The 25,381-nt window shown below is 39.8% G+C and carries 23 protein-coding genes; 21 read left to right on the top strand and 2 right to left on the bottom strand.

The genetic code is table 11. The annotated features are described in order from the left end of the window. Nucleotides 1-283: 283 nt before the first annotated feature. A complete protein-coding gene (locus T501_RS04105; protein ID WP_044913427.1) occupies nt 284-2,056 on the bottom strand; it encodes a methyl-accepting chemotaxis protein in 1,773 nt (590 codons plus the stop codon). 316 nt (nt 2,057-2,372) lie between these two features. On the opposite strand from T501_RS04105, the gene gap reads away from it, so the two are divergent. The 13 genes from gap (at nt 2,373) to T501_RS04170 (ending at nt 15,572) form a co-directional block, all read left to right on the top strand. Further along, the gene (gap, locus tag T501_RS04110) at nt 2,373-3,398 is read left to right on the top strand and encodes a type I glyceraldehyde-3-phosphate dehydrogenase (RefSeq protein ID WP_026511538.1); all 1,026 of its coding nucleotides are present in this window, start codon (nt 2,373-2,375) and stop codon (nt 3,396-3,398) included. 191 nt (nt 3,399-3,589) lie between these two features. Next, complete coding sequence (locus T501_RS04115; RefSeq protein WP_044913428.1) at nt 3,590-4,825, top strand: phosphoglycerate kinase; 1,236 nt, start codon at nt 3,590-3,592, stop codon at nt 4,823-4,825. Nucleotides 4,826-4,919: 94 nt separating this feature from the next. Continuing rightward, nucleotides 4,920-5,666 carry a triose-phosphate isomerase gene (gene tpiA / locus T501_RS04120; protein WP_026511540.1) on the top strand — a complete coding sequence of 249 codons (747 nt, stop codon included), beginning with the start codon at nt 4,920-4,922 and terminating at the stop codon, nt 5,664-5,666. 130 nt (nt 5,667-5,796) lie between these two features. Beyond that, a complete protein-coding gene (gene tpiA / locus T501_RS04125; protein ID WP_044913429.1) occupies nt 5,797-6,543 on the top strand; it encodes a triose-phosphate isomerase in 747 nt (248 codons plus the stop codon). A 235-nt stretch (nt 6,544-6,778) separates the two neighbouring features. Beyond that, the gene (locus tag T501_RS04130; RefSeq protein WP_330376984.1) at nt 6,779-8,089 is read left to right on the top strand and encodes an NCS2 family permease; all 1,311 of its coding nucleotides are present in this window, start codon (nt 6,779-6,781) and stop codon (nt 8,087-8,089) included. Between the two features lie 289 nt (nt 8,090-8,378). Beyond that, on the top strand, nt 8,379-8,933 hold the full coding sequence (locus T501_RS04135; protein WP_026511543.1) for a TetR/AcrR family transcriptional regulator: 555 nt from the start codon (nt 8,379-8,381) through the stop codon (nt 8,931-8,933). Nucleotides 8,934-8,947: 14 nt separating this feature from the next. Further along, the gene (locus tag T501_RS04140) at nt 8,948-10,222 is read left to right on the top strand and encodes a BaiN/RdsA family NAD(P)/FAD-dependent oxidoreductase (protein WP_044913430.1); all 1,275 of its coding nucleotides are present in this window, start codon (nt 8,948-8,950) and stop codon (nt 10,220-10,222) included. A gap of 106 nt (nt 10,223-10,328) precedes the next feature. Continuing rightward, a complete protein-coding gene (gene cmk / locus T501_RS04145; RefSeq protein ID WP_026511545.1) occupies nt 10,329-10,991 on the top strand; it encodes a (d)CMP kinase in 663 nt (220 codons plus the stop codon). Between the two features lie 34 nt (nt 10,992-11,025). Next, nucleotides 11,026-11,880: a 4-hydroxy-3-methylbut-2-enyl diphosphate reductase gene (gene ispH, locus T501_RS04150; RefSeq protein ID WP_026511546.1), complete on the top strand. Its 855-nt coding sequence runs from the start codon at nt 11,026-11,028 to the stop codon at nt 11,878-11,880. After that, nucleotides 11,861-12,985, top strand: coding sequence for a 30S ribosomal protein S1 (gene rpsA, locus T501_RS04155; RefSeq protein ID WP_044913432.1), 1,125 nt, complete (start codon nt 11,861-11,863; stop codon nt 12,983-12,985). The genes ispH and rpsA overlap by 20 nt, the downstream gene beginning before the upstream one ends. 252 nt (nt 12,986-13,237) lie before the next feature. Further along, a complete protein-coding gene (locus T501_RS04160) occupies nt 13,238-14,017 on the top strand; it encodes a CheR family methyltransferase (RefSeq protein WP_026511548.1) in 780 nt (259 codons plus the stop codon). Between the two features lie 62 nt (nt 14,018-14,079). Beyond that, a complete protein-coding gene (locus T501_RS04165; RefSeq protein ID WP_044913434.1) occupies nt 14,080-15,060 on the top strand; it encodes a phage tail tip lysozyme in 981 nt (326 codons plus the stop codon). A 38-nt stretch (nt 15,061-15,098) separates the two neighbouring features. Next, the gene (locus T501_RS04170; protein ID WP_026511550.1) at nt 15,099-15,572 is read left to right on the top strand and encodes a hypothetical protein; all 474 of its coding nucleotides are present in this window, start codon (nt 15,099-15,101) and stop codon (nt 15,570-15,572) included. 362 nt (nt 15,573-15,934) lie between these two features. On the opposite strand, the gene T501_RS04175 is transcribed toward T501_RS04170, so the two are convergent. Next, entirely contained in the window at nt 15,935-16,195 is a 261-nt protein-coding gene (locus T501_RS04175) for a hypothetical protein (RefSeq protein ID WP_026511551.1), read from the bottom strand. Between the two features lie 294 nt (nt 16,196-16,489). Between T501_RS04175 and T501_RS04180 the strand changes: the two genes are divergently transcribed. The 8 genes from T501_RS04180 (at nt 16,490) to T501_RS04215 (ending at nt 25,347) form a co-directional block, all read left to right on the top strand. After that, nucleotides 16,490-16,948, top strand: coding sequence for a CAP domain-containing protein (locus T501_RS04180; protein ID WP_049945906.1), 459 nt, complete (start codon nt 16,490-16,492; stop codon nt 16,946-16,948). Between the two features lie 279 nt (nt 16,949-17,227). Beyond that, nucleotides 17,228-18,919: a DUF3502 domain-containing protein gene (locus tag T501_RS04185; protein WP_044913436.1), complete on the top strand. Its 1,692-nt coding sequence runs from the start codon at nt 17,228-17,230 to the stop codon at nt 18,917-18,919. A gap of 152 nt (nt 18,920-19,071) precedes the next feature. Further along, nucleotides 19,072-20,214 (top strand): glucose-1-phosphate adenylyltransferase, encoded by a 1,143-nt coding sequence (locus tag T501_RS04190; RefSeq protein ID WP_044913438.1) that lies wholly within the window; start codon nt 19,072-19,074, stop codon nt 20,212-20,214. Next, nucleotides 20,214-21,332: a glucose-1-phosphate adenylyltransferase subunit GlgD gene (gene glgD / locus T501_RS04195; RefSeq protein WP_044913439.1), complete on the top strand. Its 1,119-nt coding sequence runs from the start codon at nt 20,214-20,216 to the stop codon at nt 21,330-21,332. The genes T501_RS04190 and glgD overlap by 1 nt, the downstream gene beginning before the upstream one ends. A 169-nt stretch (nt 21,333-21,501) precedes the next feature. Beyond that, the gene (locus T501_RS04200; protein WP_026511554.1) at nt 21,502-22,923 is read left to right on the top strand and encodes an amidophosphoribosyltransferase; all 1,422 of its coding nucleotides are present in this window, start codon (nt 21,502-21,504) and stop codon (nt 22,921-22,923) included. Nucleotides 22,924-23,127: 204 nt separating this feature from the next. After that, a complete protein-coding gene (locus tag T501_RS04205; RefSeq protein ID WP_022761419.1) occupies nt 23,128-23,406 on the top strand; it encodes an HU family DNA-binding protein in 279 nt (92 codons plus the stop codon). A 29-nt stretch (nt 23,407-23,435) separates the two neighbouring features. After that, nucleotides 23,436-23,636: a hypothetical protein gene (locus T501_RS04210; protein ID WP_044913441.1), complete on the top strand. Its 201-nt coding sequence runs from the start codon at nt 23,436-23,438 to the stop codon at nt 23,634-23,636. 217 nt (nt 23,637-23,853) lie between these two features. Continuing rightward, a complete protein-coding gene (locus tag T501_RS04215) occupies nt 23,854-25,347 on the top strand; it encodes an ArnT family glycosyltransferase (RefSeq protein ID WP_044913443.1) in 1,494 nt (497 codons plus the stop codon). Nucleotides 25,348-25,381: the final 34 nt, after the last annotated feature.

A 25,381-nucleotide genomic window follows, 5' to 3' on the forward strand; every position in this document is an offset into this window, starting at 1 on the left:
AATAACGGTAACTTCAAATTTTTGAATTATTTTATCACAAAAATATGTATTTGTTGGACTTTTGTTGGACAGGGATTTATATAATAAAAAAGAATTTAAAACCTCCCATTTAAAACCTTTTTTCTTCATTCAAAAGCGGCAGGACCCGGATAATCCGGATTCTGCCGCACCTTTTTTATCCTAAAGGAAATGCCGTTGGATTTCTATGAAATAAAAAATATGCAGCATTTTTTCTGATATTGCAGAGAGGGCACTCCAAATTCAGAGGACTCCGAGAGAGTAATTATTTTTTCCCCTTTGCAGATGTATCCTGAGGAAGTTCAACCCTGAAGTATTTAACATTGGTGGTGAGCTCTTCAGCAATCTTCTGAAGGTCTTTTGCCTGATTCACAACGGATTCCATGTTGTTATCAAGCTGCATCAGTGAAGCACTGGTTTCCTGAGTGGAAGCAGCATTTTCTTCTGAGATGCTTGATAGTGATTCAACAGAATTAAGAATGTTTTCCTTATCTGAGTTCATTGTTTCAACAAGCTCAACTATCTGTTTATTTCCTTCTTCAGTTTCGCGTAAGAGACTAAGCATCTGATCGAAGGATTTACTCATTTCTTCAAGAGCGATTGCTTCATTACTTATAGCTGCCTGGATGCTTTCTGTCAGTTCCCTGTTCGTATTTGAGTATCCAGTGATTGTTGAGAGCATATTGGTAATCTCTCCGGCAAGGCTGTTGGTATTACCGGCCAGGTCTTTGATGTTGTCAGCAACAACTGCAAAGCCCTTTCCTGCTTCACCGGCTCTGGCAGCTTCAATAGAGGCATTGAGAGCAAGGAGGTTTGTCTGGCTGGCTATGGAAATAATGGATTCAGCAGCAGTCGAAATCTGTGCGACAACATTTGCTGTTTCATTAACAGAATTAGCAACCTGCGTTGCCATCTCATCATTTTTCTGATCCTGAAGCTTGATTTGCTCAAGCTGTTCCTTGACCTTTGTCGATTCCTCATAAACTTTGTTTCCTCTGTCAAGATTGGCAGATGCAGATTCAAGGACATTATCAACGGAAGAACCTATATTAATAGTGATGGTTGATGTGCTCTGTACGTCTTCAGCCATGGCAGTTGCGCCGGTTGCAAGATCATTAACTGCAGAACTGATATCGTTAGTGGTCTTCTGTGAATTGGTAATTGAGTCTTTTGCAATCTCAGCCTTGGTATTTACGGAATCAGCATGATTTATAACTCTGACAAGAGCATTTCTTAAGTCGTGACGCATTGATTCAAGACTGGATGTTATATCGTTGAATTCCTTAATAAAACTATCCGGTTTCATATGGGTTACAAAGTCACCACTGGAGATATTTGTAACATCCGCAGATATTTTTCTGACACTTTTAAGCATATTAATAATTGTATAAATTGTAAGGAGCATAAGAATAACAGCAATCACGCCAAAAATAATGGATGAAATAAGGATCTTTTTATTAATATCAGAAGTGTTGCTGGCTTCTTTCTGGACAGCCCATACTTCCACGAGGTCAGTCATTTTGCTCAGGTAATCTCTGGAACTGTTAAAATGGACAGCCCATTGTTCAATGTCGCCCTGACCACTTGCTGCATCATAGTCTGATTTCCACGCATTAAAGTCCTGATAGAAAAGATCATGATACTCAGAGAACGTCTTACCGGAATCATCCTTCAATATGGACCATAGATAAGTGTTACTCCTGGCTATGGCTGCTGCGGAATCAACTCTTTCTTGTACCTGGGAGGTATTGTCTTTGATGTCACTTATATATGAAGCTATTTGATCTTCACTTACATAGGTAGAGAAAGCAATAACATTAGTGCCTGCCAGCATCGCCTGATAAAAATCTCTGTCTGCATTTATCAGTGTTGTACTGATGGTGTAGAGATTGTCATAATACATATCCTTGTCTGTTTCAGCAACACTGTGCATTTGAAGCCCATAATAAATAACGGAAGCAACAAGAGCTATGATCAGTGGAAGGGTGACAATTAATAATACAGCAACAACGCTTAAATTCACTTTTTTGTCTTTCATTGTACATTACCTCCTTTAGTGTAATTATATAGCGCGAATTTAGATGGTACTTGATAATTCACTAAATTTCATATTAATTTAATTTTTATATAAAATATCATATGATGATTTTATTTCTTTGGCCTGATTTTTTTATCTGCTTTTTATATGGAAGAGGATTTTGTTTTTTGAATATTTTATGTTTTTGACTAAAGATTACTTGAAAAAATCTAAGAAGTTAGATAAAATGTATTTGCTGTCAAATTTTTGACAATCACTTTGTAAAGAATTAGTAACAGCAAATATAATATTTTTAATCATTTTAGGAGGACTTAAAATGGCAGTAAAGGTAGCAATTAATGGTTTTGGCCGTATCGGTCGTCTTGCATTCAGACAGATGTTTGAGCACGAAGGAACAGAGATCGTAGCAATCAACGATCTTACAGATCCTAAGATGCTTGCACACCTTCTTAAGTATGACTCTTCACAGGGTAAGTACAAGTATGCAGATTCAGTTTCTTACGGTGATGATTCAATCACAGTTAACGGTAAGAAGATCACAATCTACAAGGAAGCAGATGCTAAGAATCTTCCTTGGGGTGAGATCGGCGTAGACGTTGTACTTGAGTGCACAGGTTTCTATACATCAAAGGCTAAGGCACAGGCTCATATCGATGCCGGCGCTAAGAAGGTTGTTATTTCTGCACCTGCTGGAAATGATCTTCCTACAATCGTATATAACGTTAACCACGAGACACTTACAGCTGATGATAACATCATCTCTGCAGCTTCTTGCACAACAAACTGCCTTGCACCTATGGCTAAGGCTCTTAACGATTTCGCACCTATCCAGTCTGGTATCATGGCAACAATCCATGCTTACACAGGTGATCAGATGATTCTTGACGGACCTCAGAGAAAGGGTGACCTTAGAAGAGCTCGTGCAGGCGCTGTTAACATCGTTCCTAACAGCACAGGTGCTGCAAAGGCTATCGGCCTTGTTATTCCTGAACTCAATGGCAAGCTCATCGGCGCTGCTCAGAGAGTACCGGTTCCGACAGGTTCTACAACACTTCTTTTCGCTGTAGTTAAGAGCAGCACAGAAGTTACTAAGGAAGCTATCAACGAGGCTATGAAGAAGGCTTCTGATCCTGAGACATTTGGTTACAACGAAGACGAAATCGTATCTTCTGATATCGTTGGTATGACATTTGGTTCACTCTTCGATGCAACTCAGACAATGGTTAACAAGATTGGTGACGACCTCTATGAAGTTCAGGTTGTTTCATGGTATGACAACGAGAACTCTTACACATCTCAGATGGTTCGTACAATCAAGTACTTCGAGAAGTTCGTTAAATAATTATTCTGCGGGTTTTTCGAGAGCACATAGTGCTCAGATGGTTGATTGAACGCATAATGCGTAAGATGAACTTTCTTAATAATAACCAGAGTATGTATATTTAAGAGGGTCCGGTCCGTTTGGACCTGACCCTCATTTTTTTAGTAAATTCGCAAGCGAAATTCTTATTTTATTTAAGGAGGAATAATATAATGGCACTTAATAAGAAATCTGTAGATGATTTCAATGCAAAGGGCAGAAGAGTACTTGTTCGTTGCGATTTCAACGTACCTCTTAAGAACGGTGAGATCACAGACGAGACTCGTATCAATGCTGCACTTCCTACAATCAAAAAGCTTATTGCTGATGGCGGCAAGGTAATTCTTTGCTCACATCTTGGTAAAGTTAAGAATGGCCCCAATGAGGGTGAATCTCTTGCTCCTGTAGCAAAGAGCCTTTCTGAGAAGCTTGGTAAGGATGTTAAGTTTGTAGCTGACTACAATGTAACAGGTGCTGATGCAACTGCTGCTGTAGAGGCTATGGGTGAGGGTGATGTAGTTCTCCTTCAGAATACACGTTTCCGTGGCAAAGAAGAGACAAAGCCTTCAGATGCAGGCGAAGCTTTCGCTAAGGAACTCGCAGATCTTTGCGATGATTATGTATGTGATGCTTTTGGTTCAGCTCACAGAGCACATGCTTCTGTAGCAGTTGTTACAAAGTATGTTCGTGAGAAGGGTGGCAACTGTGCAGTTGGTTACCTTATGCAGAAGGAAATCGACTTCCTTGGAAACGCAGTTGAGAATCCGGTACGTCCATTCGTAGCTATTCTTGGTGGCGCTAAGGTTGCTGATAAGCTTAATGTTATCAATAACCTTCTTGAGAAGTGCGATACACTTATCATCGGTGGTGGTATGGCTTACACATTCCTTAAGGCTAAGGGATATGAAGTTGGTCTTTCACTGGTAGATAATGAAAAGATTGATTATTGTAAGGAAATGATGGAGAAGGCTGAGAAGAATGGCAAGAAGCTTCTTCTTCCTATCGATACAGTTGTATCTGCAGGTTTCCCGGATCCTATCGACAATCCTGACATCGAGACAGCAATCGTTGAGTCAAGCTCAATTCCTGCTGATAAAGAAGGTCTTGATATCGGTGTTAAGACACGTGAGCTCTTCGCAGACGCTGTAAAGAGTGCTAAGACCGTTGTTTGGAACGGACCTATGGGTGTATTTGAGAACCCTGTACTTGCAGAAGGTACAAAGGCTGTTGCTAAGGCTCTTGCTGAGACAGATGCTACAACAATCATCGGTGGTGGTGATAGTGCTGCTGCAGTTAACCAGCTTGGTTTTGCTGACAAGATGAGCCACATCTCTACAGGTGGCGGTGCTTCTCTTGAATTCCTTGAAGGTAAGGAACTTCCCGGAGTTGTTGCAGCAGATGATAAGTAATTACCTGGCGAGGTATTTCGCGCCTGGTGTACTATTTAGTTCTCTCTAGCGCTAGCGAGAGCAGAACTTAAACAATATATTTAGGAGGCATATAATGTCAAGAAGACGTATTATTGCCGGCAACTGGAAGATGAACATGACACCTTCTGAAGCTGTAAAGCTTGTTGCTGAGCTTAAGGATTTAGTTAAAAATGATGATGTGGATGTAGTTTATTGCGTACCTGCAATCGACATCGTTCCTGTAGTAGAGGCTGTTAAGGGCTCAAATGTTAACGTTGGTGCTGAGAACTTCTACATTGAAGATAAGGGAGCATTTACAGGTGAGATTTCTGCACCTATGCTCGTTGATGCAGGTGTTAAGTATGTTATCATGGGACATTCTGAGAGAAGAGATATCTTCGGTGAGAATGACATCCTTATCAATGCAAAGGTTAAAAAGGCATTTGCTGCAGGTCTTACACCTATCCTTTGCTGTGGCGAGTCTCTTGCACTTCGTAAGGCTGGTACTTACAAGGAGTGGATTGAGAGACAGATCACATGGGATCTGTCAGGCGTAACAGCTGACCAGGTTAAGAAGCTTGTTATCGCTTACGAGCCTATCTGGGCTATCGGAACAGGCGAGACAGCAACAGCTGATCAGGCTGAAGAAGTTTGTGCTTTCATCCGTGAGCTTATTGCTAAGCTTTATGATCAGGCTACAGCTGATGAAGTACGTATTCAGTATGGCGGATCAATGAATGCAGGCAATGCAGCTGAGCTTCTTTCAAAGCCCAACATTGATGGTGGACTTATCGGTGGAGCATCACTTAAGCCTGATTTTGGTAAGATCGTTAATGCTTAATTGAGAATCTAAGCATATTTTGAAGAGCCAGTGTCTGGATAAACGGACATTGGCTTTTCTGATTTAAGCAGAGCACTTAGCGAGATTTTTGGCTTCGTGTGAGCTTGATGTTATTAAGAGGAGTATGAAAATGTCTAGAAAAAGAATTGTTGCAGGCAACTGGAAGATGAATATGACGCCTGCAGAAACAGTTGGTTTTATAAGTAAGTTAAAGCCTCTTGTTGAAGATGCGGAAGCAGATGTTGTTGTTTGCGTCCCGGCAATAGATATCGTGACTGCAATCACCGCTACCAGAGGCACAAATATCATGATCGGCGCCCAGAATATGCATTTTGAAGAAAGCGGTGCCTACACCGGAGAAATCTCTCCTGCAATGCTTGAAAGTGCAGGGGTTAAGTTTGTAATACTTGGTCATTCTGAGAGGCGTGAATATAATCATGAGACAGATGCAGAGATTAATAAGAAAGCTATTAAGGCATTTGAGCATGGTATAACACCAATTCTTTGCTGCGGAGAGACACTTAAGCAAAGAGAACTTGATCTTACAGAAGACTTTATCAGAATGCAGATAAAATCAGCACTTGCAGGTGTATCTAAAATAGATGTACAAAATATGATCATTGCATATGAGCCAATCTGGGCAATCGGAACAGGAGAGACTGCTTCATCTGAGCAGGCTGAGGAAGTATGTAAGACAATTCGTAAGTGCATAGAGGAAATGTATGATGAGAATACTTCTGATGCAGTACGTATTTTGTATGGCGGATCCGTTAATGCCTCCAATGCAGCAGAGCTTTTTTCACAGCCCGATATAGATGGCGGACTTGTGGGAGGCGCATCACTTAAACCTGATTTCGGTAAAATCGTTAATGCTTAGATTTCTGTTTTTCATCAGGAAAACGGGAATCGTATTGGATCAGGTTCTTGCAAAGAAAGGATTCCTTATGAATTGTTTAAAGGATTGATTCATAGATGCTTTTCCTTTTTTGGGTGAAATTAATACTTACTTTTAAGAGAGGCTTTTCCACCTCTCTTTTTTGTGATATATTTTGTATGGCTTGTGCAAAAACCAAAAGTACAAGTATATGTTTATATTTTGGAGGAACAAAAACATGTTGGAAAAAGTTTTTAGGATCACCAAACATAATTCCACGGTGAGAACGGAAATTATTGCAGGTATTACAACATTTATGACAATGGCGTATATCCTTGCTGTTAATCCGGCAATCCTGTCAGATTCAGGAATGGAATTTGGCAAGGTATTTGCTGCTACTGCAATAGCATCAGCAATAGCATCCTTTGTTATGGGATTTACGGCAAATCTTCCGTTTGCTCTTTCTGCAGGAATGGGACTTAATGCCGTGTTTTCCTATACCGTATGTATTGGCATGGGATATTCATATCAGTGGGCATTGTCAGCAGTATTCTGCGAAGGTCTTGTGTTTATAATCCTTACTGTTACAAATATCAGAGAAGCAATCGTTACCAGTATTCCTGATAACCTGAAAAAAGCTATAGGTTCCGGTGTCGGTCTTTTTATTGCATACATCGGTTTGAAAAACTCAGGTATTATTATTGCGGATCCCAGCAATCTTACAGCACTCAATCCTGAGTGGTATAAGGGAGCTCCGGTAGTTGCTATTATCGGTATCATTATCACAGGATTCCTTCTTGCAATCAATGTAAGAGGAGCACTTCTCATTGGTATGCTGATTACTACTTTAATCGGTATTCCTTTTGGTGTGACAACTTATGCAGGTGGAAGCTTTACTCCTCCGGCACCTTACTTCTGTGAGTTTGCTTTTGCTGAAATTTTCTCAAACCAGAAGACACTACTCGATTTTATAACAGTAGTATTTACATTCCTTTACTTTGATATGTTTGATACAGTTGGTACACTTATTGCATGTGCAGGTAAATCAAACATCATAAGAGAGGATGGATCAATTCCTAACGCAAAGAAAGCACTTTTGGCTGATGCTATAGGCACAACTGTTGGATCAATACTTGGAACATCTACCGTTACAACATTCGTAGAGAGTTCAGCAGGTGTTGCAGAAGGCGGACGTACAGGACTTACTGCAGTAGTTACAGGAATTATGTTCGTTATTTCGCTGTTTCTTGCACCCTTGTTTGGATCAATCCCCAGTGCAGCTACAGCTCCTGCTCTCATCATAGTAGGTGTTATGATGATATCTCCTATAAAGAGCATTGATTTTGATGACTTAACAGAGGCTATTCCGGCATTTATCACCATCATTTTCATGATATGTGCTTCAAGTATTTCTGACGGAATCATGTTTGGTGTACTGTTCTATGTAATCATCAAGATGCTTTCAGGAAAGTTCAGAGAGCTTCACTTCACAACATATATTGTTGCAGCTCTGTTTATCCTTAAACTGATAGTTGATGTTATAGCATGACTTTTTGTGGGCAAAAGCGGAAATCGCCCACAAAAATCCTGCCTTCGGCAGGACACGCCCCTCGCTTCGCGAGGACCTGGTCCAATACGATTCCCGTTTTTCTGAGGAAAAACAGGAATCTATAACTTATTGAATTTTGCCTCCGATAATTCGAAGATCACTTTGCAAGGTATTGTTAGTGAAGCTTCGAATTACCGGAGGCTTTTTATTTTGTAATTGACATAAACTGTCTGAAACACTAAAATAATAACGCATGATACGAAAAAGCATTTAAACGGAGGTTAAGTATATGTCCAGAAAAGCCACTATTACACAGGAAGAAATTGTAAATGCGGCATTTAAGATAACAAAAAAGGAAGGTTTTGATCAGATTACTTCAAGAAGACTTGCGGCTGCTGCAGGCTGCTCTACACAGCCTATTTTCAGAATCTATGATAATATGGATCAGCTGAAAAAAGATGTAATTACCAAAGCGGTCGGAACATTTGAAGAGTATTGCAGAAAAATTGAGAAGACTCATGATACCCCTTTTGTTGATCTTGGACTTGGGTATATTACTTTTGCTCAGAAGAATCCTAACCTGTTTAAACTGCTGTTTATTTCAACTGATGCCAATGAAGGCGTTAGTATGTATGACATAGTTAACGGAACTGACGAGAATGTGGTCCGTGAGGTTTCAAGAGCCAGGGATCAGGGGGTGCCTGATGCTGAGCAGCTCTTTATGAAGATGTGGATATTTATTCACGGCGCTGGTTGTATGGCTGTAACAGGTGACTACGACCTGGAAGAAGCAGATTCAGTTGCCATGCTCGAATCAGCTTATGAAGCCTTCAGACTTTCTTGAGGGAGATTTTTTTAATGAAGCAGATTGCTGTAATTGGCTGCGGAGCAGCCGGTATGATGGCGGCTATTTCCGCGAGCCTTAGCGGAGCAGCCGTCACTATTTTTGAAAAAAATGAAAAGCCCGGAAAAAAAATATATATTACAGGTAAGGGCAGATGCAACGTGACCAATGCCTGCGATATATCAGAATATTTTGATAAGATACCCCATGGCTCTAAATTTCTTTACAGTGCATTATACGGGTTTGATAATACGCAGGTTATGAGCCTGTTTGAAGAAAATGGATGCAAATTAAAGACTGAGCGTGGAGACAGAGTATTTCCGGTTTCCGATCATTCATCGGATATTATAAGTACGCTGGTAAGGCTTCTTAAGAAGAATAAAGTTGAGATAAGATATCAGGATGAAGTCAGATGGATTCAGGTGTCTGAGGATGGACGAATAAAGGGCGTGGTTACTGAAGACTCCGGAATCTGTGAATTTGATTCTGTAATAGTTTGTACCGGAGGATTATCATATCCTTCCACCGGATCAACCGGAGACGGTCTTAAATTTGCAAAAGAATTAGGACATAAGGTTACCAGGACAACACCGTCCCTTGTTCCTTTCGAGGTCAAAGAAGACTGGTGTAAACTTCTGCAGGGGCTTTCACTAAAAAATGTAAATGTGAAGCTTGAGCAGATACCGGCAGATGGTCCGGGTAAGAAAAAGAAGTATGTATATGACGGCTTTGGAGAAATGCTGTTTACGCATTTTGGAGTGAGTGGACCACTTATACTTACTTCAAGTTGCTACTATGAAGAAGCAGATAAAAAGGGAAATAAATATTCCTATGTTATACATCTTGATCTAAAACCGGCACTTACGGAAGAACAGCTTGATAAGAGATTACAAAGAGAGTTTGAGAATGGGAAGAACAGGCAGTTTAAAAACTGTCTTAATTCACTGTTCCCATCCAAAATGATACCTGTTATGGTAGAATTATCCGGAATTGATCCTGATAAGCAGGTAAATGCAGTTACTAAAAAGGAAAGACTTGAATTTGTTTCTCTTATAAAGAATTTAAAGTTAAATGTGGCAGGCCTTAGAGGTTTTCCTGAGGCTATTATCACAAGAGGTGGTGTTTCCACAAGTGATATCAATCCTTCCACGATGGAGTCCAAAAAGATAAAGGGGCTTTATTTTGCAGGCGAAGTGATAGATGTTGATGCTCAGACCGGAGGATTTAATCTGCAGATTGCCTGGTCGACAGGTCATCTTGCAGGAGAGCACGCTGCGTTGGATGAATAAGCATATATACTTTGTTTATCAAACGCAGGATATGCCTTTTAACATGCGGTGGCATGTTAAAATAGACGAATTTTTGAAGAAATTCAATAATGTTTAGGAGTTAATTATGGGAAACAGTATAGCTATAGACGGACCTGCAGGAGCAGGCAAAAGCACAATAGCAAAAATAGTATCTGCAAAGCTTGGTTTTATTTATATTGATACCGGGGCAATGTATCGCGCCATGGCTGTTCATATGATAAGAAATGGAGTGTCTGGCGATGATAATGCTGCCATAGAGAAAAATATTGATACGGCAGATATAACAATCGGTTACGAGAATGGTGAGCAGGTTGTATACTTAAATGGTGAAAACGTCAATTCACAGCTTAGAACGGAGCAGGTTAGCGCTATGGCTTCCATAACCAGCGCCAATGCTAAGGTCAGGGAAAAACTCGTAGAGCTTCAGAGAAAGCAGGCCAAAACAACAAATGTTGTTATGGATGGCAGAGATATCGGTACTGTGGTACTTCCGGATTCTGAGCTTAAAATATATCTGACAGCAGGTACAAGAGTTCGTGCTGAGAGAAGATATAAAGAGCTTGTTGAAAAGGGCGTAAGCTGCAATCTTGATGAGATAGAAGAGGATATTAAAGACAGGGATCACAGAGATATGACAAGAGAGAATTCTCCTCTTAAAAAGGCTGATGATGCCGTGGAAATAGATTCTTCATATATGACTATCGAAGAAGTTGCTGATAAAATTATTTCACTATATAAAGAAAAGTAAAGAAACTGTCGAAATATAGAAAGGACTATGCTATATGGATGTAATACTTGCAGAGCATGCCGGTTTTTGTTTTGGCGTAACCAGGGCAGTAGATGAGGTTTACGATCAGATCAGGAAAAATAATGGAAAGAAAATCTATACATACGGTCCGATAATACACAATGAGACAGTTGTAGCAGATCTTGAAAAACAGGGAGTAAGCGTAATTGAAGGACCGGATGAACTTGATAAGCTTACTGATGGTATAATTGTAATAAGATCACACGGTATTCGGAAAGAAATCTATGATATGATAGAACAGCGCGGTCTTGAAGTTATAGATGCAACTTGTCCTTTTGTAAAGAGAATTCACAAGATTGTTGCAAAGGAAAGTTCCGAAGGAAAGACAATTGTGGTTGTCGGAAGTGCAAAACATCCGGAAGTTGATGGAATTGTGAGTTATGCAAAAGGGCCTTATTTTGTGGTTGAGAGCCCTGAAGAAGCTCAAAATCTTGATATTCCGGAGGGAACTAATCTGTGTATAGTTTCCCAAACAACATTTAACACAAATAAATTTCAAGAAACCGTTGATAAATTTTCTAATTCGCGCTACAATGTTACTGTTGTGAACACTATTTGTAGTGCAACAGAAGAAAGACAGGCTGAAGCAGAGAAAATTGCCGGTCAGGTTGACGCTATGATAGTGATTGGCGGAGCGCACAGTTCTAATTCAAGGAAACTGTATGAGATATGCAGTAAGAAATGTGCAAATACATATTTTATTCAAACACTGGATGACTTGCATTTGGATCTTCCTAAAGCGGTTAGACTAGTGGGAATAACCGCCGGGGCGTCCACCCCAAAGAACATTATCGAGGAGGTTCAGAATCATGTCAGAACAATCTTTTGAACAAATGCTCAATGAGTCGTTCAAAACAATTCATACGGGGGAGGTCGTTGAAGGCACTGTTATATCTGTGAAGCCTGATGAGATTATTCTTAACATTGGCTATAAATCAGATGGCGTACTTACAAAGAGCGAGTACAGCAATGATAACAGTATCGATCTGACTCAGGTAGTTAAGGAAGGTGACACAATGGATGTCAAAGTCCTTAAGACCAATGACGCAGACGGTCAGGTTATCCTGTCATATAAGCGCCTTGCCCTCGACAGAGGTAATAAGCGCATTGAAGAAGCTTATAACAATCAGGAAGTACTTACAGCTAAGGTTGTACAGGTACTTGATGGTGGTCTTACAGTAGTTGTAGATGAGGTTCGCATCTTTATCCCTGCAAGCCTTGTTTCAGACACCTATGAGAAGGATCTTTCCAAGTACGAAGGTCAGGAGATCCAGTTCGTTGTAACAGAATATAATCCGAAGCGTAGAAGATACATCGGTAACCGCAAGATGCTCATCACAGCTGAGAAGGCTGAGCAGGCTAAGAAGCTGTTTGAGACAATCGGTGTTGGCGACGTTGTAGAAGGCGTTGTAAAGAATGTGACAGACTTTGGTGCATTCATTGATCTTGGTGGAGCAGACGGACTTCTTCACATCTCTGAGATGTCATGGGGCCGTGTAGAGAATCCTAAGAAGACTTTCAAGGTTGGCGATACAGTTAAAGTTCAGATCAAGGCTATTGATGGCAGTAAGATCGCTCTTTCAAGAAAATTTGATGATGAGAATCCTTGGAAGGATGCTGACTCAAAATATGCTGTTGGCAATGAAGTTACCGGTAAGGTTGCAAGAATGACCGACTTTGGTGCATTCATCGAGCTTGAGCCCGGAATTGATGCTCTTCTTCATGTATCACAGATCGCAAGAGAGCATATTGAGAAGCCTTCAGATGTACTTAGCATCGGCCAGGAAGTAACAGCTAAGATTGTTGACTTCAACGAAGCAGATCGTAAGATCAGCCTTAGCATCAAGGCTCTTACTGCTCCTGAGAAGGAAGTTGAAGAGGATGGCGATGTTGTTTCTGTAGACATCGATAAAGCTATTGCTGAGCAGGAATAATTTAATAACTATAAAGCAGTCGTACTTTATGTGCGGCTGCTTTTTTTCTTATACGAAATTCATCAGGATTTCCTGTAAATTAAAACACTCTATGAGGATGCACACCTCATGTGCCTGACTCCGATAATTTCAAAAGAGTAATATTTACTTAATTTTGTTTATATTTATTTAATTTTACACAAACAGCAGGGTTAGTTATACTTGAACTAAGTAGTAGTTGTACTATTTTTGATTTATAACGGAGGCTTACAAATGGCAGTAGATTACGAGTGGTTCAAGGGTGAAGTTTTTAAACTTACAAAAATTGATCTTAATGCTTACAAAGAAAAACAGATGAAGCGCAGGATTGATACACTTATAGGTAAGACAGATTGTAAGGGATATGATCAATATATGGATCTTATCAAGAAGGATCAGACTGCCCGCGAGACGTTCATCACATATCTGACCATCAATGTGTCTGAGTTTTTCAGAAATATCGATCAGTGGAATCTTATGGATAAGCAGATGGTGCCTGAACTTATTAACAGATTCGGCAAAAATCTGAAAATCTGGAGTGCTGCATGCTCAACAGGTGACGAGCCTTATACAATTGTAATGCTTCTGTCTAATCATATGCCACTGAATCAGATAAATGTAATGGCATGGGATATTGATACTGTTGCTTTGGCGAAAGCGAGAGCAGGCGTATATGATGCTAAGGAAGTATCCGGAGTTCCGGCAGATCTGAAGAAGAAATATCTCACTCAGGAAGGCGATAAGTGGCGTGTTAGTGATGATATCAAGAAGCGTGTAAACTTTAAGCAGGCTGATCTTTTGAGAGAACCTTATCCGAAGGATTATCACCTGATTGTTTGCCGAAACGTTCTTATCTATTTTACTGAGGAAGCGAAGGACGAGATCTTTAGAAAATACTATAATTCTCTGGCTCCCGGTGGAGTTCTTTTCATTGGAAGTACAGAGCAGATAATTAATTACAAGGAGATTGGATTTATAAGAAAGAGCTCATTCTATTATGAGAAGCCTATGTAAAGACGTTGGTGTGACGCCTTTTGGCTAAAATAATTTAACATTTTAAATAAAGGGGAAAGGGTATGAAAAGAGTAAATCATTTTTGGGGAAAATTATTTGCAGGATTATCGATTATTGTAGGATGCAGTCTGTTTATGCCACATGGAGGTGTAAAGGCTGCATCTTTGCGTGGTCAGAACAATGAGGAAAAGATATTTTATTTTCTCAGGGAAGAGATGCATTTCAACAATGCCGCAGGTTCAGGGGCTCTGGCGAATGTAGAAAAGGAGTCATCATTTAATCCTAATGTCAGCGGTGATGGAGGTACAAGCTACGGAATTTGCCAATGGCATAACGACAGAATGTCCAGGTTAAGAGCCTGGTGCTCAGACCATGGATATGATTGGAGAGATCTTGAGGGACAGCTTTTTTACCTTGAGTATGAGCTTGAGACTTATTATCCCAATACGCTTTCAATGATAAAGGGAGCCGGTAACTCGGCAGGAGGAGCTTACGAAGCGGGATTTAACTGGTGCTACTACTATGAAATTCCTGCTGACAGGCTAAATACCTCAACTGAAAGAGGAAACCTTGCGAGGGATATATACTGGCCTAAGTATAAAAAGGTAAAAACAAAGCTCTCAAAAGGAAAAAGCTACGCAGCAGATGGTATGGTGTTTAAGGCAGTAGGTGATTTTGAAGTGGCCTTCAAGGGCGTTGTTGATGAAGAGGCCATAGAGATAGATATACCAAATAAAATACAGATAGGGGATGTCACAGCAAAGGTGGTTCAGATCGCCGCTAATGCCTGCAAGGACAATACTAAACTTGAGACACTGACTATTGGTGCTAATGTAACTAAAATCGGCAAAACAGCCTTTTATGGATGCGAGAATCTGCAGGAGATCAACATCAAATCCAAGAAGATAAAGACCTTCTCAAAAAAATGCTTTAAGAAAATAAGTGATGAAGCGGTGTTCTATGTAAAGGGCGGTGTAAAGAAGGACTATGCCGGCAAAATCAAAAAGGTAGCACCAAAGAGCATAAAGGTCAAAAAATTGTAACAAGAATTTTGATGAGTTTTTCTATGAGGGTGGGAAATATGCATCATAATAATATCTATCTGATTTATACGCTGGGAATATTCTTAATAGGCATGGGATTCTTTATAGTAGGGGAGTTTAACAGACCGCCTAAGCCTGAACTTAAGGATCCAAGTCTTATAGGACATGAGGATGAAGAGGAAGAAAGTACAGAGCCGGGAGTAGCTGAGATTTCCGGCGAGGATATTCAGATGCCTGTTCCTGAACCTGAAGAGCCAACTATTGAAAACATTGCTCTTGTTAATTCTGAAGAGGGTGAGGATGAGGGAGAAGAAGAGGCAGAGGAAACTTCTGAAGAAGAGGAAGAAACTGAACCTCCGATTTACGACGGCCATGAAGAAGAGAGAATCGAGCTTATAAAGGAAAATTATGTTCTTCAGGAAGCCTATGACAGCTCACGCACAACAACCTTTATTGGATTTGCCTTCTGGGGAATGTCCCTTGTCTGCGCAATCCTATATTTTAGAAGTTAAACAGCTTCACTAGTGCTGCTGTCATTAAATACCTCGACTTTTTGCGAAGTATAAATTGTTCTTCTGCAAGGCGGAGGAATGAGTCGTACCGGGCGGTACGGCGATTGACGCCAACGCAGCAGAAAACAATTTAGACAAGTAATAAAGTCGACTTATTTGATGACAGTAGCACTAAGCCATATAAAACTTCACTAAATGGCATTGAATGGTTAACACGAAAACCACCGAATCTATATAAGTACTCAAATTAAAAACGCACTCCGGAGTTCACCGGAGTGCGATATTTTTACCCTCAAGAAGAAATCTTATGTGCTTTAAATCCGTAGTGTTTTTTTACATTTAGTCTGCCCGACGGATAGTGCTCAGGCATTTATGGGCTTCCAAGTTAGTTCATAGATGCTTTCCATAAGTTTTCTAAGCTCATTTTTCATGGACTGACAAGCACTGTTTTCATCCTTGAAACACATGAGCCCAATCTTTTCTGCATGATCTAAGAAATAAACCTCCCAAAAATCTTTGTTTTTAGTCAGACATACCTTGCCGTCAATCGCTTTGCCAATCTCATAAAGCTTGGATGGAACGAGATGGTCTGTAAAAAACTCTTTTAATTCTGTTACTGTCATACCTGCCTCCAATCAACGGCTTATGCAGAAATGTTATCTGTAAAACCCTTATACATAGTTTTTGAAACTACATATAGGTTAACACATAACCTATAATACTTCAATATATTTTAAACAAATTAAGTGAAATTGCACAAAAATAGAGGGAACGAAATCGGTATAGTTTCTGCAATAATCATAAAAATATTGATTAAGACAAAAATTTACACATATTTTATAATATTTTGAAATTTTTATACGATAATAGATTTATAAGATTTCTTTGGTTGAAGAGGTTTTATGAGGGGGATAAAAATGAATAATGAGAAGACAGCACTATTTAAGATGTACTTTATCTTGTGTCTGGTGATAATGGTGTTCATCAGTCAGGGGATAACAGTACAGGCAAAAACAGTAAACACGGGTGAAGTAGTTGCGTACATGAATGCACTGAGAGGAGAATTGGGACTCCCGGCTTTTACGGTGAGTGATTCCTTAAATCAGGCTGCTTCAGTACGGGCAGGTGAATTAGCCGTCAGATTCGATCATACAAGACCTGACGGAAGTGCCTGGTACACTGTAGGCACCGGAGTTAACGGTGAAAATCTTGCAAGAGCAGATAAGGAAGAAGAGAAAGGTACTCTGAATATTATCGCCGGATGGTACTTGAGCCCATCCCACAGAGCAAACCTTTTAAGCGGATCAACTCAAATCGGGATAGCTGCCTATGAGGATGCCAACGGGGTTGCTTATATAGCCTGTGAATTCAATTGAATATTGTAAATGAAATCAAGGATATGTATTTATGACTAACTCTTAAACGGTTTAGTATAAATACATATCCATTTTTATGCCTTATTGAGCAGAGCACTTTGGTAGGTTTCTTCTTGTTGTAATAAATAAGTTATGAAAATGTAATAATTATATCTGTTTATTTGTGACATAATTAAAGTAGATTATTATTGCATTCATAATAAATCCAATTGCTTTAGCTAACGTATCTGAAAATCCTGATGATGTAATGAACTGAGACATTGATTTTGAGGTAAACCGATGATTAAAAGAGTAATGGCATTTGCGCTAAGTATAATGATCACTTTTTTTGCTTCAGGCTGTAGCAGCGCGGCAGCGGACGAAAATGCGAAGGAAAGTGCCGCTGAGGAAAAGAAGGGCTTTGTGGTTTCTGAGGAACTGCAGGAATCCATGTCTAAAGACAATTCATCAGAAGAGGGTGACGATAAGGGCTTTGATGTTTCCGGACTTGATACCTCTGAGCATGTTGTCATTACTTATCTTACAATAGGGGACAAACCATCAGGGAAGGCTGAAGAAAGACTCCTTGCTACAATTGCGGAATTAAATGAGATTCTAAGTGAAAAGGTAAATGCGGAATTAAGCATAGAGTATATCAGTTGGGACAATTATCTTGAAAAATACAATGAAAAGCTTTCAAAAAAGGATGGAAGCATCGATCTTGTAGGAGCTTCTACGAACTGGCTTGAGGGATGGCAAAATGTAAAAAAGGGAGTTTTTCTTCCTTTGCCGGTCAGTATGCTGCAAAAGTATGCACCCAGAACCTATGAGTCAGTTCCCCAGGAACATTGGGATATGTGTAAATATAATGATAAAATTTATTTCATGCCTGAGGACAATTATACTCAGTGGACTAACCACGGCTTTATTTACAGAATGGATTTTGCCAGGGAAGCAGGACTTCGAAACGGTGTAGAAGATTGGGAGGATCTTACGGATTACTTCAAATACATCGTGGAGTTTCATAAAGAATTGAAAGTTCCGTGGGATGCTGATGGAACCCAATATATAAATATGACAAACGGATGGCTGTCATCAAACACAGACTTTATTCCCGTCAGCGGCTTTTGCAGTGGGGATATGTTCGGAGGATCCCTTGATGAGCCATACACAATCTATGCTCCCGTGATGACAGATACAGATGTTTACGTTGAGTATGCCCAGCTTATGAAAATATGGGATACGATAGGCGTATGGCCTACTAATGTTTTGAAAAATTCTAGTGCCGATAATCGTGCAGAATACAGAAAAGGGCTGGTAGCGGCAGAAGAGCATCACACGCAGACCTTTGCAAATCTGTGCTCTGACAATGAAGAAAACCAGCTATATATAGATAATCCGGATGCAGAATCAGCATTCTTCGCTTTTGGAATTGATAATGATAACCTTGTTTCATCGACTATCACTCATGGTGCAATGAGTATTTCAGCGGGTTCCGTGAATCCTGAGAGAGCACTTATGGTCTATGATCTTCTAAGAAATGATGCAACATGCTATAAACTATTGTGCTATGGAATCGAGGGAGTGTCTTATTCGATAAATGAAGAGGGGCTAAGAGATAAGCCTGAAGGATTTGATCCCGATAGTGACAATATCAATGCCCTTACCAACTTCTGGTGGGGAAGAAATGATGATATTGAAATCAGAGACGCTGAGACAAACTGGGATGTAATCGATGAATTATACACGATCTATGACAGGGAAAAGACAGAGTACCCTTATGGACAATTTGTTCCGGACGATTCTGAAATATCAGCAAAGCTTGAGAAGTGTAATCAGATCTACTGCGATTATATGAAAGAGATATCCTACGGAAAATACAGTGGGACTGCAGAGGCTATCGTTACAAAGATGCAGGAAGAGCTTGCACTTGAGGGAATTGATGATATTGTAGTCGCACTACAGGAGCAGATTGATTCATTATACAGATAATATCTATTAATTTGATCAGCGCACAGGAAGAGTTTTTACTGATTAATTTTTACTATAAAGAGCCTGTCGTTTCTCCATTTTTGATTGAAATAATTTTATAATACGCTTAGAATAATGTTATAAATATTTTATATAAAGAGAGGGGATATAATATGGCTCAAACAAACATGTTGGCTATGATACTTGCAGGTGGCAGGGGAAGCCGTCTTCATGAGCTCACTAACAAGGTGGCAAAGCCAGCAGTAGCATACGGTGGTAAATACCGTATCATTGATTTTCCGCTAAGCAACTGTGCAAACAGTGGAATAGATATAGTGGGAGTTCTTACACAGTATGAATCTGTACTGCTTAACAGTTATGTAGCAGCAGGAGGACGCTGGGGCCTTGATACCAAAGACAGCGGTGTATTTGTTCTTACACCCAGAGAGAAAGCTGATTCAGGTTTTGATGTCTATCGTGGAACAGCAGATGCTATTTCTCAGAATATCGATTTTATCGATGCCTATGATCCGGAATATCTTTTAGTTCTGTCCGGAGATCACATTTACAAAATGAATTATGACAAGATGCTCAGATTCCATAAGGAGCATGGCGCAGATGCAACTATTGCGGTAAGAGGTGTACCTATGAAAGAAGCCTGCCGTTTCGGTATCATGAATACCGCAGAGGATGGCAGAATTGTGGAATTTGAGGAGAAGCCTCCGAAGCCGAAGAGCAACCTTGCATCAATGGGAATTTATATTTTCAACTGGAAGACCATGCGCAAGATGCTTATTGAGGATATGAAGAATCCTGATTCAAGCCATGATTTTGGTAAGGATTTTATTCCTGTAATGATAGATCAGGGCAAGGCACTTTATGCTTATGAATTCTCAGGATACTGGAAGGATGTTGGAACAATCGATTCACTTTGGGAAGCTAATATGGATCTTCTTGACAGTGAAAATGAATTGAACCTCGATGATACTTCCTGGAAGATATATACCGAGGATACAGGCATAACACCCGCATATATTGGTGAGACAGCAAAGATAGACCGCGCATACATAAACCAGGGTGCAGCTATTAAAGGTGAGGTTAAGAATTCGGTTATTTTCCCGAATGTAACCATAGAGCCCGGTGCAAAAGTAATTGATTCGGTTCTTATGCCCGGAGTTACAGTGTTTGAAGGGGCTACGGTAAACAGAGCTCTTGTAGCTGAAAATATCCGCATTGGTAAAAATGCTAACGTAGGAAACAAGAAGAGTGAGGAAATCCTCCTTGTTGCTAAAAATGTAAAGGGGGAGGATAAATAATGGCAAATAGAGCATTTGGCGTGATTAACTCCGCCGCTAATTATATTCGTGTGGAAGGACTTCATGATTACAGACCTATTGGTGCATTTTCCTTCCTTGGAAGATTTCGTGTTATTGATTTTCCTATTTCAAACATGAGCAACAGTGGTTTCGACAGAATTCAGGTTTGCTTAAACAGCAGACCCCGCTCCATAGTTGAGCATATAGGCTCAGGAAGACATTACAACATCAATTCCAAGCGCGGCGCAATTCAGATGTTTTTCACACAGAATAACGGAGCAAGCTCAATCTATAATACAGATATCAATGCATATATTGAAAACCTTGAGCAGATAGAGCGTATGCCTCAGGATTACGTAGTAATAGCGCCAAGCTACATGATTTATAAGCAGAACTTCCAGGAGCTTCTTGATCAGCACGTTGCGTCAGGAACAGATATCACACTTTTGTATCATAAGGTTGACCAGGCCAAGGAATTCTACAGAGCCTGCAATGTTGTGACACTCAACAGACAAAAGGGTGTAGAATCCCTGGAACGCAACATGGGTACAGCTAAAGAAAAGAACATCAGCATGGATACCTATGTTATGAGTAAGGAAATCTTTATCGACCTGATAAAGAAATCAAGAAAAGAATCATCAGCATATTCACTTGCAGATATGATAGGTCTTGCCTGCAATGAGCTTGATGTAAGAGGAATTCAGCACAAAGGATATTTTGCAGCAATCACAAGTCTTGATGATTATTATCGTGCCAATATGGAGATGCTTGATTATGCAACTTCAATGGAGTTCTTTAAGTCAGATTGGCCGTTCTATACCAAGACAACAGATGCATGTCCTACACAGTATTTCCATGGAGCGAAGGTTACAAATTCACTCATTTGTAATGCCGGTCTTATCGAGGGAACTGTAGAAAACTCAATTATTGGACGTAACGTTCACATCGGTAAGGGCGCAGTAGTAAGAAATTCAATTGTTCTGGCATATAACAACATCGCAGATGGTGTTTATATCGAAAATGCAGTAATTGATAAATGGGCTGATATTAAACATGTAAAAAAGGTTGCTTCCAATTCAGTAACACCTGCTTACGTAAAGAGAAACGACAGACTCTAATAGATGAATGTACAAAACCGGCATCGGATACTCGAATATCCATGTCGGTTTTTTATTTAAATAAATTGTATTCGTCTTTTTTAGGTTATTGTAATGCAATTTTGGACCTCTTTATGCTATTATTGTTGCTGTAGTATTTTTCTGAATATATATCTGTTTGGAGGTTCCCATGGGTGGTTTTTTTGGAGTTGCATCGCGTGATAGCGCAGTCTTTGATCTGTTTTACGGAACAGATTATCATTCTCATTTAGGTACTCGCAGGGCAGGACTTGCCGTATATGACAAGAAAAAAGGTTTTGACCGTGCAATACATAATATCGAGAGATCTTATTTCAGACCGAAATTTGAAGAGGATATGCTCAGGATGGAGGGGAATCTTGGAATTGGCTGTATTTCTGATTTCGAGCCTCAGCCTCTTATTGTCCGTTCACATCACGGTACTTATGCTATAACAACAGTTGGTAAGATCAACAATATCGAAGAGATAACAAACAAGTTATTTGCGGATAACAGATCGCATTTCCTTGAGATGAGCGGAGGCGATATAAATCCTACGGAGCTTGTTGCATCTATAATTAATCAGAAGGTTACGATTGTTGAAGGAATAAGGTATGCCCAGGAGATAATCAAGGGCTCCATGACGCTTCTTGTCATGACTCCTGAGGGAATATATGCGGCAAGAGACAGGTTCGGAAGGACACCTGTGGAAATAGGACACAAGGATGAAGGCTTCTGCGTATGCTTTGAGAGTTTTTCGTATTTAAATCTTGGTTACGATCCCTATAGGGAGCTGGGCCCCGGAGAAATAGCATATATCACTCCGGAGAGTGTTGAGATAGTAGCACCGGCATTTGAGGAAATGCGTATCTGTACATTTTTATGGATATACTATGGATTCCCGGCATCATCCTATGAAGGATTTAATGTAGAAAATATCAGGTATGGCTGTGGTAAAAAGCTTGCCGAGAGAGATATGCAAAGGGGATTGCATCCTGATCTTGTAGCAGGAGTTCCTGATTCAGGTGTAGCACATGCAATTGGTTATTCAAATGCATCAGGGATACCTTATTCAAGACCTTTTGTAAAATATACGCCTACCTGGCCCAGATCATTCATGCCTACAATTCAGTCAAGGCGTGATCTTATTGCAAAGATGAAACTGATTCCGGTTAATCAGCTTATAAATAATAAGAGCCTTCTTCTTATAGACGATTCTATCGTAAGAGGAACTCAGCTCAGGGAGACAACAGAATTCCTTTATAAGAGCGGAGCAAAGGAAGTGCATATAAGACCTGCATGTCCTCCGCTTATTTATGGCTGTAAGTATCTCAATTTCTCAAGATCGAATTCCGAGATGGAACTCATCACAAGACGGGTTATTGAAAAGCTTGAAGGCTATCCAAAGCCGGGTGAAGAGACTGTAAGAAAATATACTGATCCGGATTCACCCCGCTACGAAGCAATGCTGGAAGAGATAAGAAAGGAACTTAATTTTACTTCACTCCACTATCACAGACTTGATGATATGGTCGAGGCAATACCCCTTGAACCATGCAAATTATGTACCTACTGTTGGAGCGGAAAGGAATGATTTTAGGCTAAAAAACCACTATTTAATGGAAGTTTCAATATCTGTTTTTCACAAGAATACACTGTTTTTTTGATTAAATTCACCAAAAAGCGCATAAATAGGCAAAAAATCGGGTTTTTTTCTTGAAAAAGGCTTGTTTTTAGGGTTTTCGGGTGCTAGTATAGTCAATGTAGTTAAATTTTCTTATATTTGGAGGAAAACAATATGAACAAGACAGAATTAGTAGAAGCAATCGCAAAGGAGACAGGCCTTTCAAAGAAGGATTCTGAGAAGGCAGTTAAGGCTTTTGTTGATGTTGTTTCAAAGCAGCTCAAGAAGAAGGATAAGGTTCAGCTTGTTGGCTTTGGTACATTTGAGACCACAAAGAGAGCAGCTAGAACAGGTAAGAACCCTCAGACAGGCGAGAGCATCAAGATCCCTGCTTCTGTAGCTCCTAAGTTCAAGGCTGGTAAGGCTCTTAAAGATCTTGTTAATAAGAAATAATTGTTTTTTTATGGAGAACCGGTAGTCATATGGCTGCCGGTTTTTTTCTGTATTTTAGCAGAGCATTTGACGAGGTTTCGAGGCATGCAAGTACCACTATGAGTCTTTTTGTTACTGTTCAGGCAGCTCTGCGCACTTGCTGCGCTGAGCGTGAGAATGTTCTACGTCTTGAATATAGGATTTGCCCCTTTGCCAAAGGCAACTGGAATGGGCAAATCCAGTTGCTGTGAGCACCGTAAGGTGTGAACAGTAACGTCTTTTTCGAGCTTGTTAATCGTATATAACAGATTGTATGAAGTTACTGATAAATGTATAATAAAATTTAATTGGGGATTTTTTATATCGTTTTTGAGTATTATAGTGTCGAGTAAACTATGAAAACTAATGACCTTCCTGAAGAATTCATTGCTAGCGGATTCTTTAGGACATTGTATGATGGGGGATTGTATGAAAAAAGGTTATCGAAGCATGTTCTGGGTTTGTCTGATGGTCGTATTCGTCTTTATTGACGCATATATGATATTTCACAATCTTGGAAAGGGGTATCTTATCCAGACAGATGAGGCTTATCATGCCACTAATGCGTATGAAATGTTTAAGCAGGGGAACTGGATGATAAATACATATCGCTATGCGGCGGATTATTTTAATTCCAAACCACCGATAAGTCTGGACGCCATGATATTATCCTTTAAAATATTTGGAGTGAGTTCTTTTGCGGTAAGGTTCCCATCGGCACTCATGGGCATAATGACCTGCTTACTCATAATAGGTTTCTTTTTCTACACAAAGGATTCATATGCAGGAGTGTTCTTTTCTGTACTCTTTGGGGCATGCACTCCGTTTTTTACCTTCCATATGTATCGTGCAGCAGAGATGGATGCACTTTACAATCTATTTTTTACGATTTCAATGTTTTCTTTATATCTCATGTCTTATAGATATAGTTTCATGTATCTCTATGCGATTTCCATGGGAATGGCATTTATGTGCAAAGGCCCCCATGCAGCGCTTATTTTTATCATAGGTCTTTTATATATCCCAAAAATCAGAAATTCATTTGGCTTCATAAAGAGAGTTGTGGTTTCCGTAATCCTTGCGGCAATGCTGCCCGTTATGTGGATGATAAAAAGGTACTTCTTTGATGGCTTTGAGTTTCTGAATGCGCTTTTTGTCGGAGAAGTTGCAGACAGAGTATCATCAGCAGACAGTAGCTTCTTAGAGCCTCTTAATGATTTCTTCACATCAAATATTGTAATGATTTTCGCTGTGGCACTGATTTTTATTGTTATAGGATTGATTGTAAAAAGAGATAAAGCAAATTCTGAAAAGCTGATGTCACTAAGAGTATTTGTAAGTGAAAACAGTTTATTCCTTTTATGGACGATAGTACCGGTTGCTTTTTTTTCACTGACAAGAAGCTATCTGACCTGGTATACCTACACTTCACAGATTGCTATGTGCATTCTTACCGCTAAGCTTATTTCATTTTTTATAAATGATATATGTAGTGAACAACTTATCTCTACGGTAGTTATATCGGGAGTAGTAGTGGCCATGTGTATATATTTCATGATTCCCACTATAAGGACCATAAATCTTGCGGGAACAGGTGGACATCCCGTAGATCAGTTTGTGGAGGATGTACAGGATTTTGCAGCTGTAAACGGGAAAAGCTATGCAGGAAAAAACGCCTACCTGATCTCTGATTTTAGAATAAACAAAGCTGTGTCAGATCACTGGGAGCCTGAATATGTGGCTCCTGCTGAGATGTATCTGGATGTTATTCCCGTGGACGGAACCGTTGAAAATTTCCTCAGTGATCCTGATTCAATCCTTATAATAGATAAGGATCTGTGGGAAGATTATGCAGATGTTCTGACAGGGCATGTGATTCTGCAGGACAATTCATATCTGATATTTAGTAATGAGATGTATTAATAGGTTATTGCTTACTCTGCATGTGAGCACCATA

Origin of the sequence: Butyrivibrio sp. WCE2006, assembly GCF_000701985.1 — a bacterium.
Classification (GTDB): Bacteria; Bacillota; Clostridia; order Lachnospirales; family Lachnospiraceae; genus Butyrivibrio.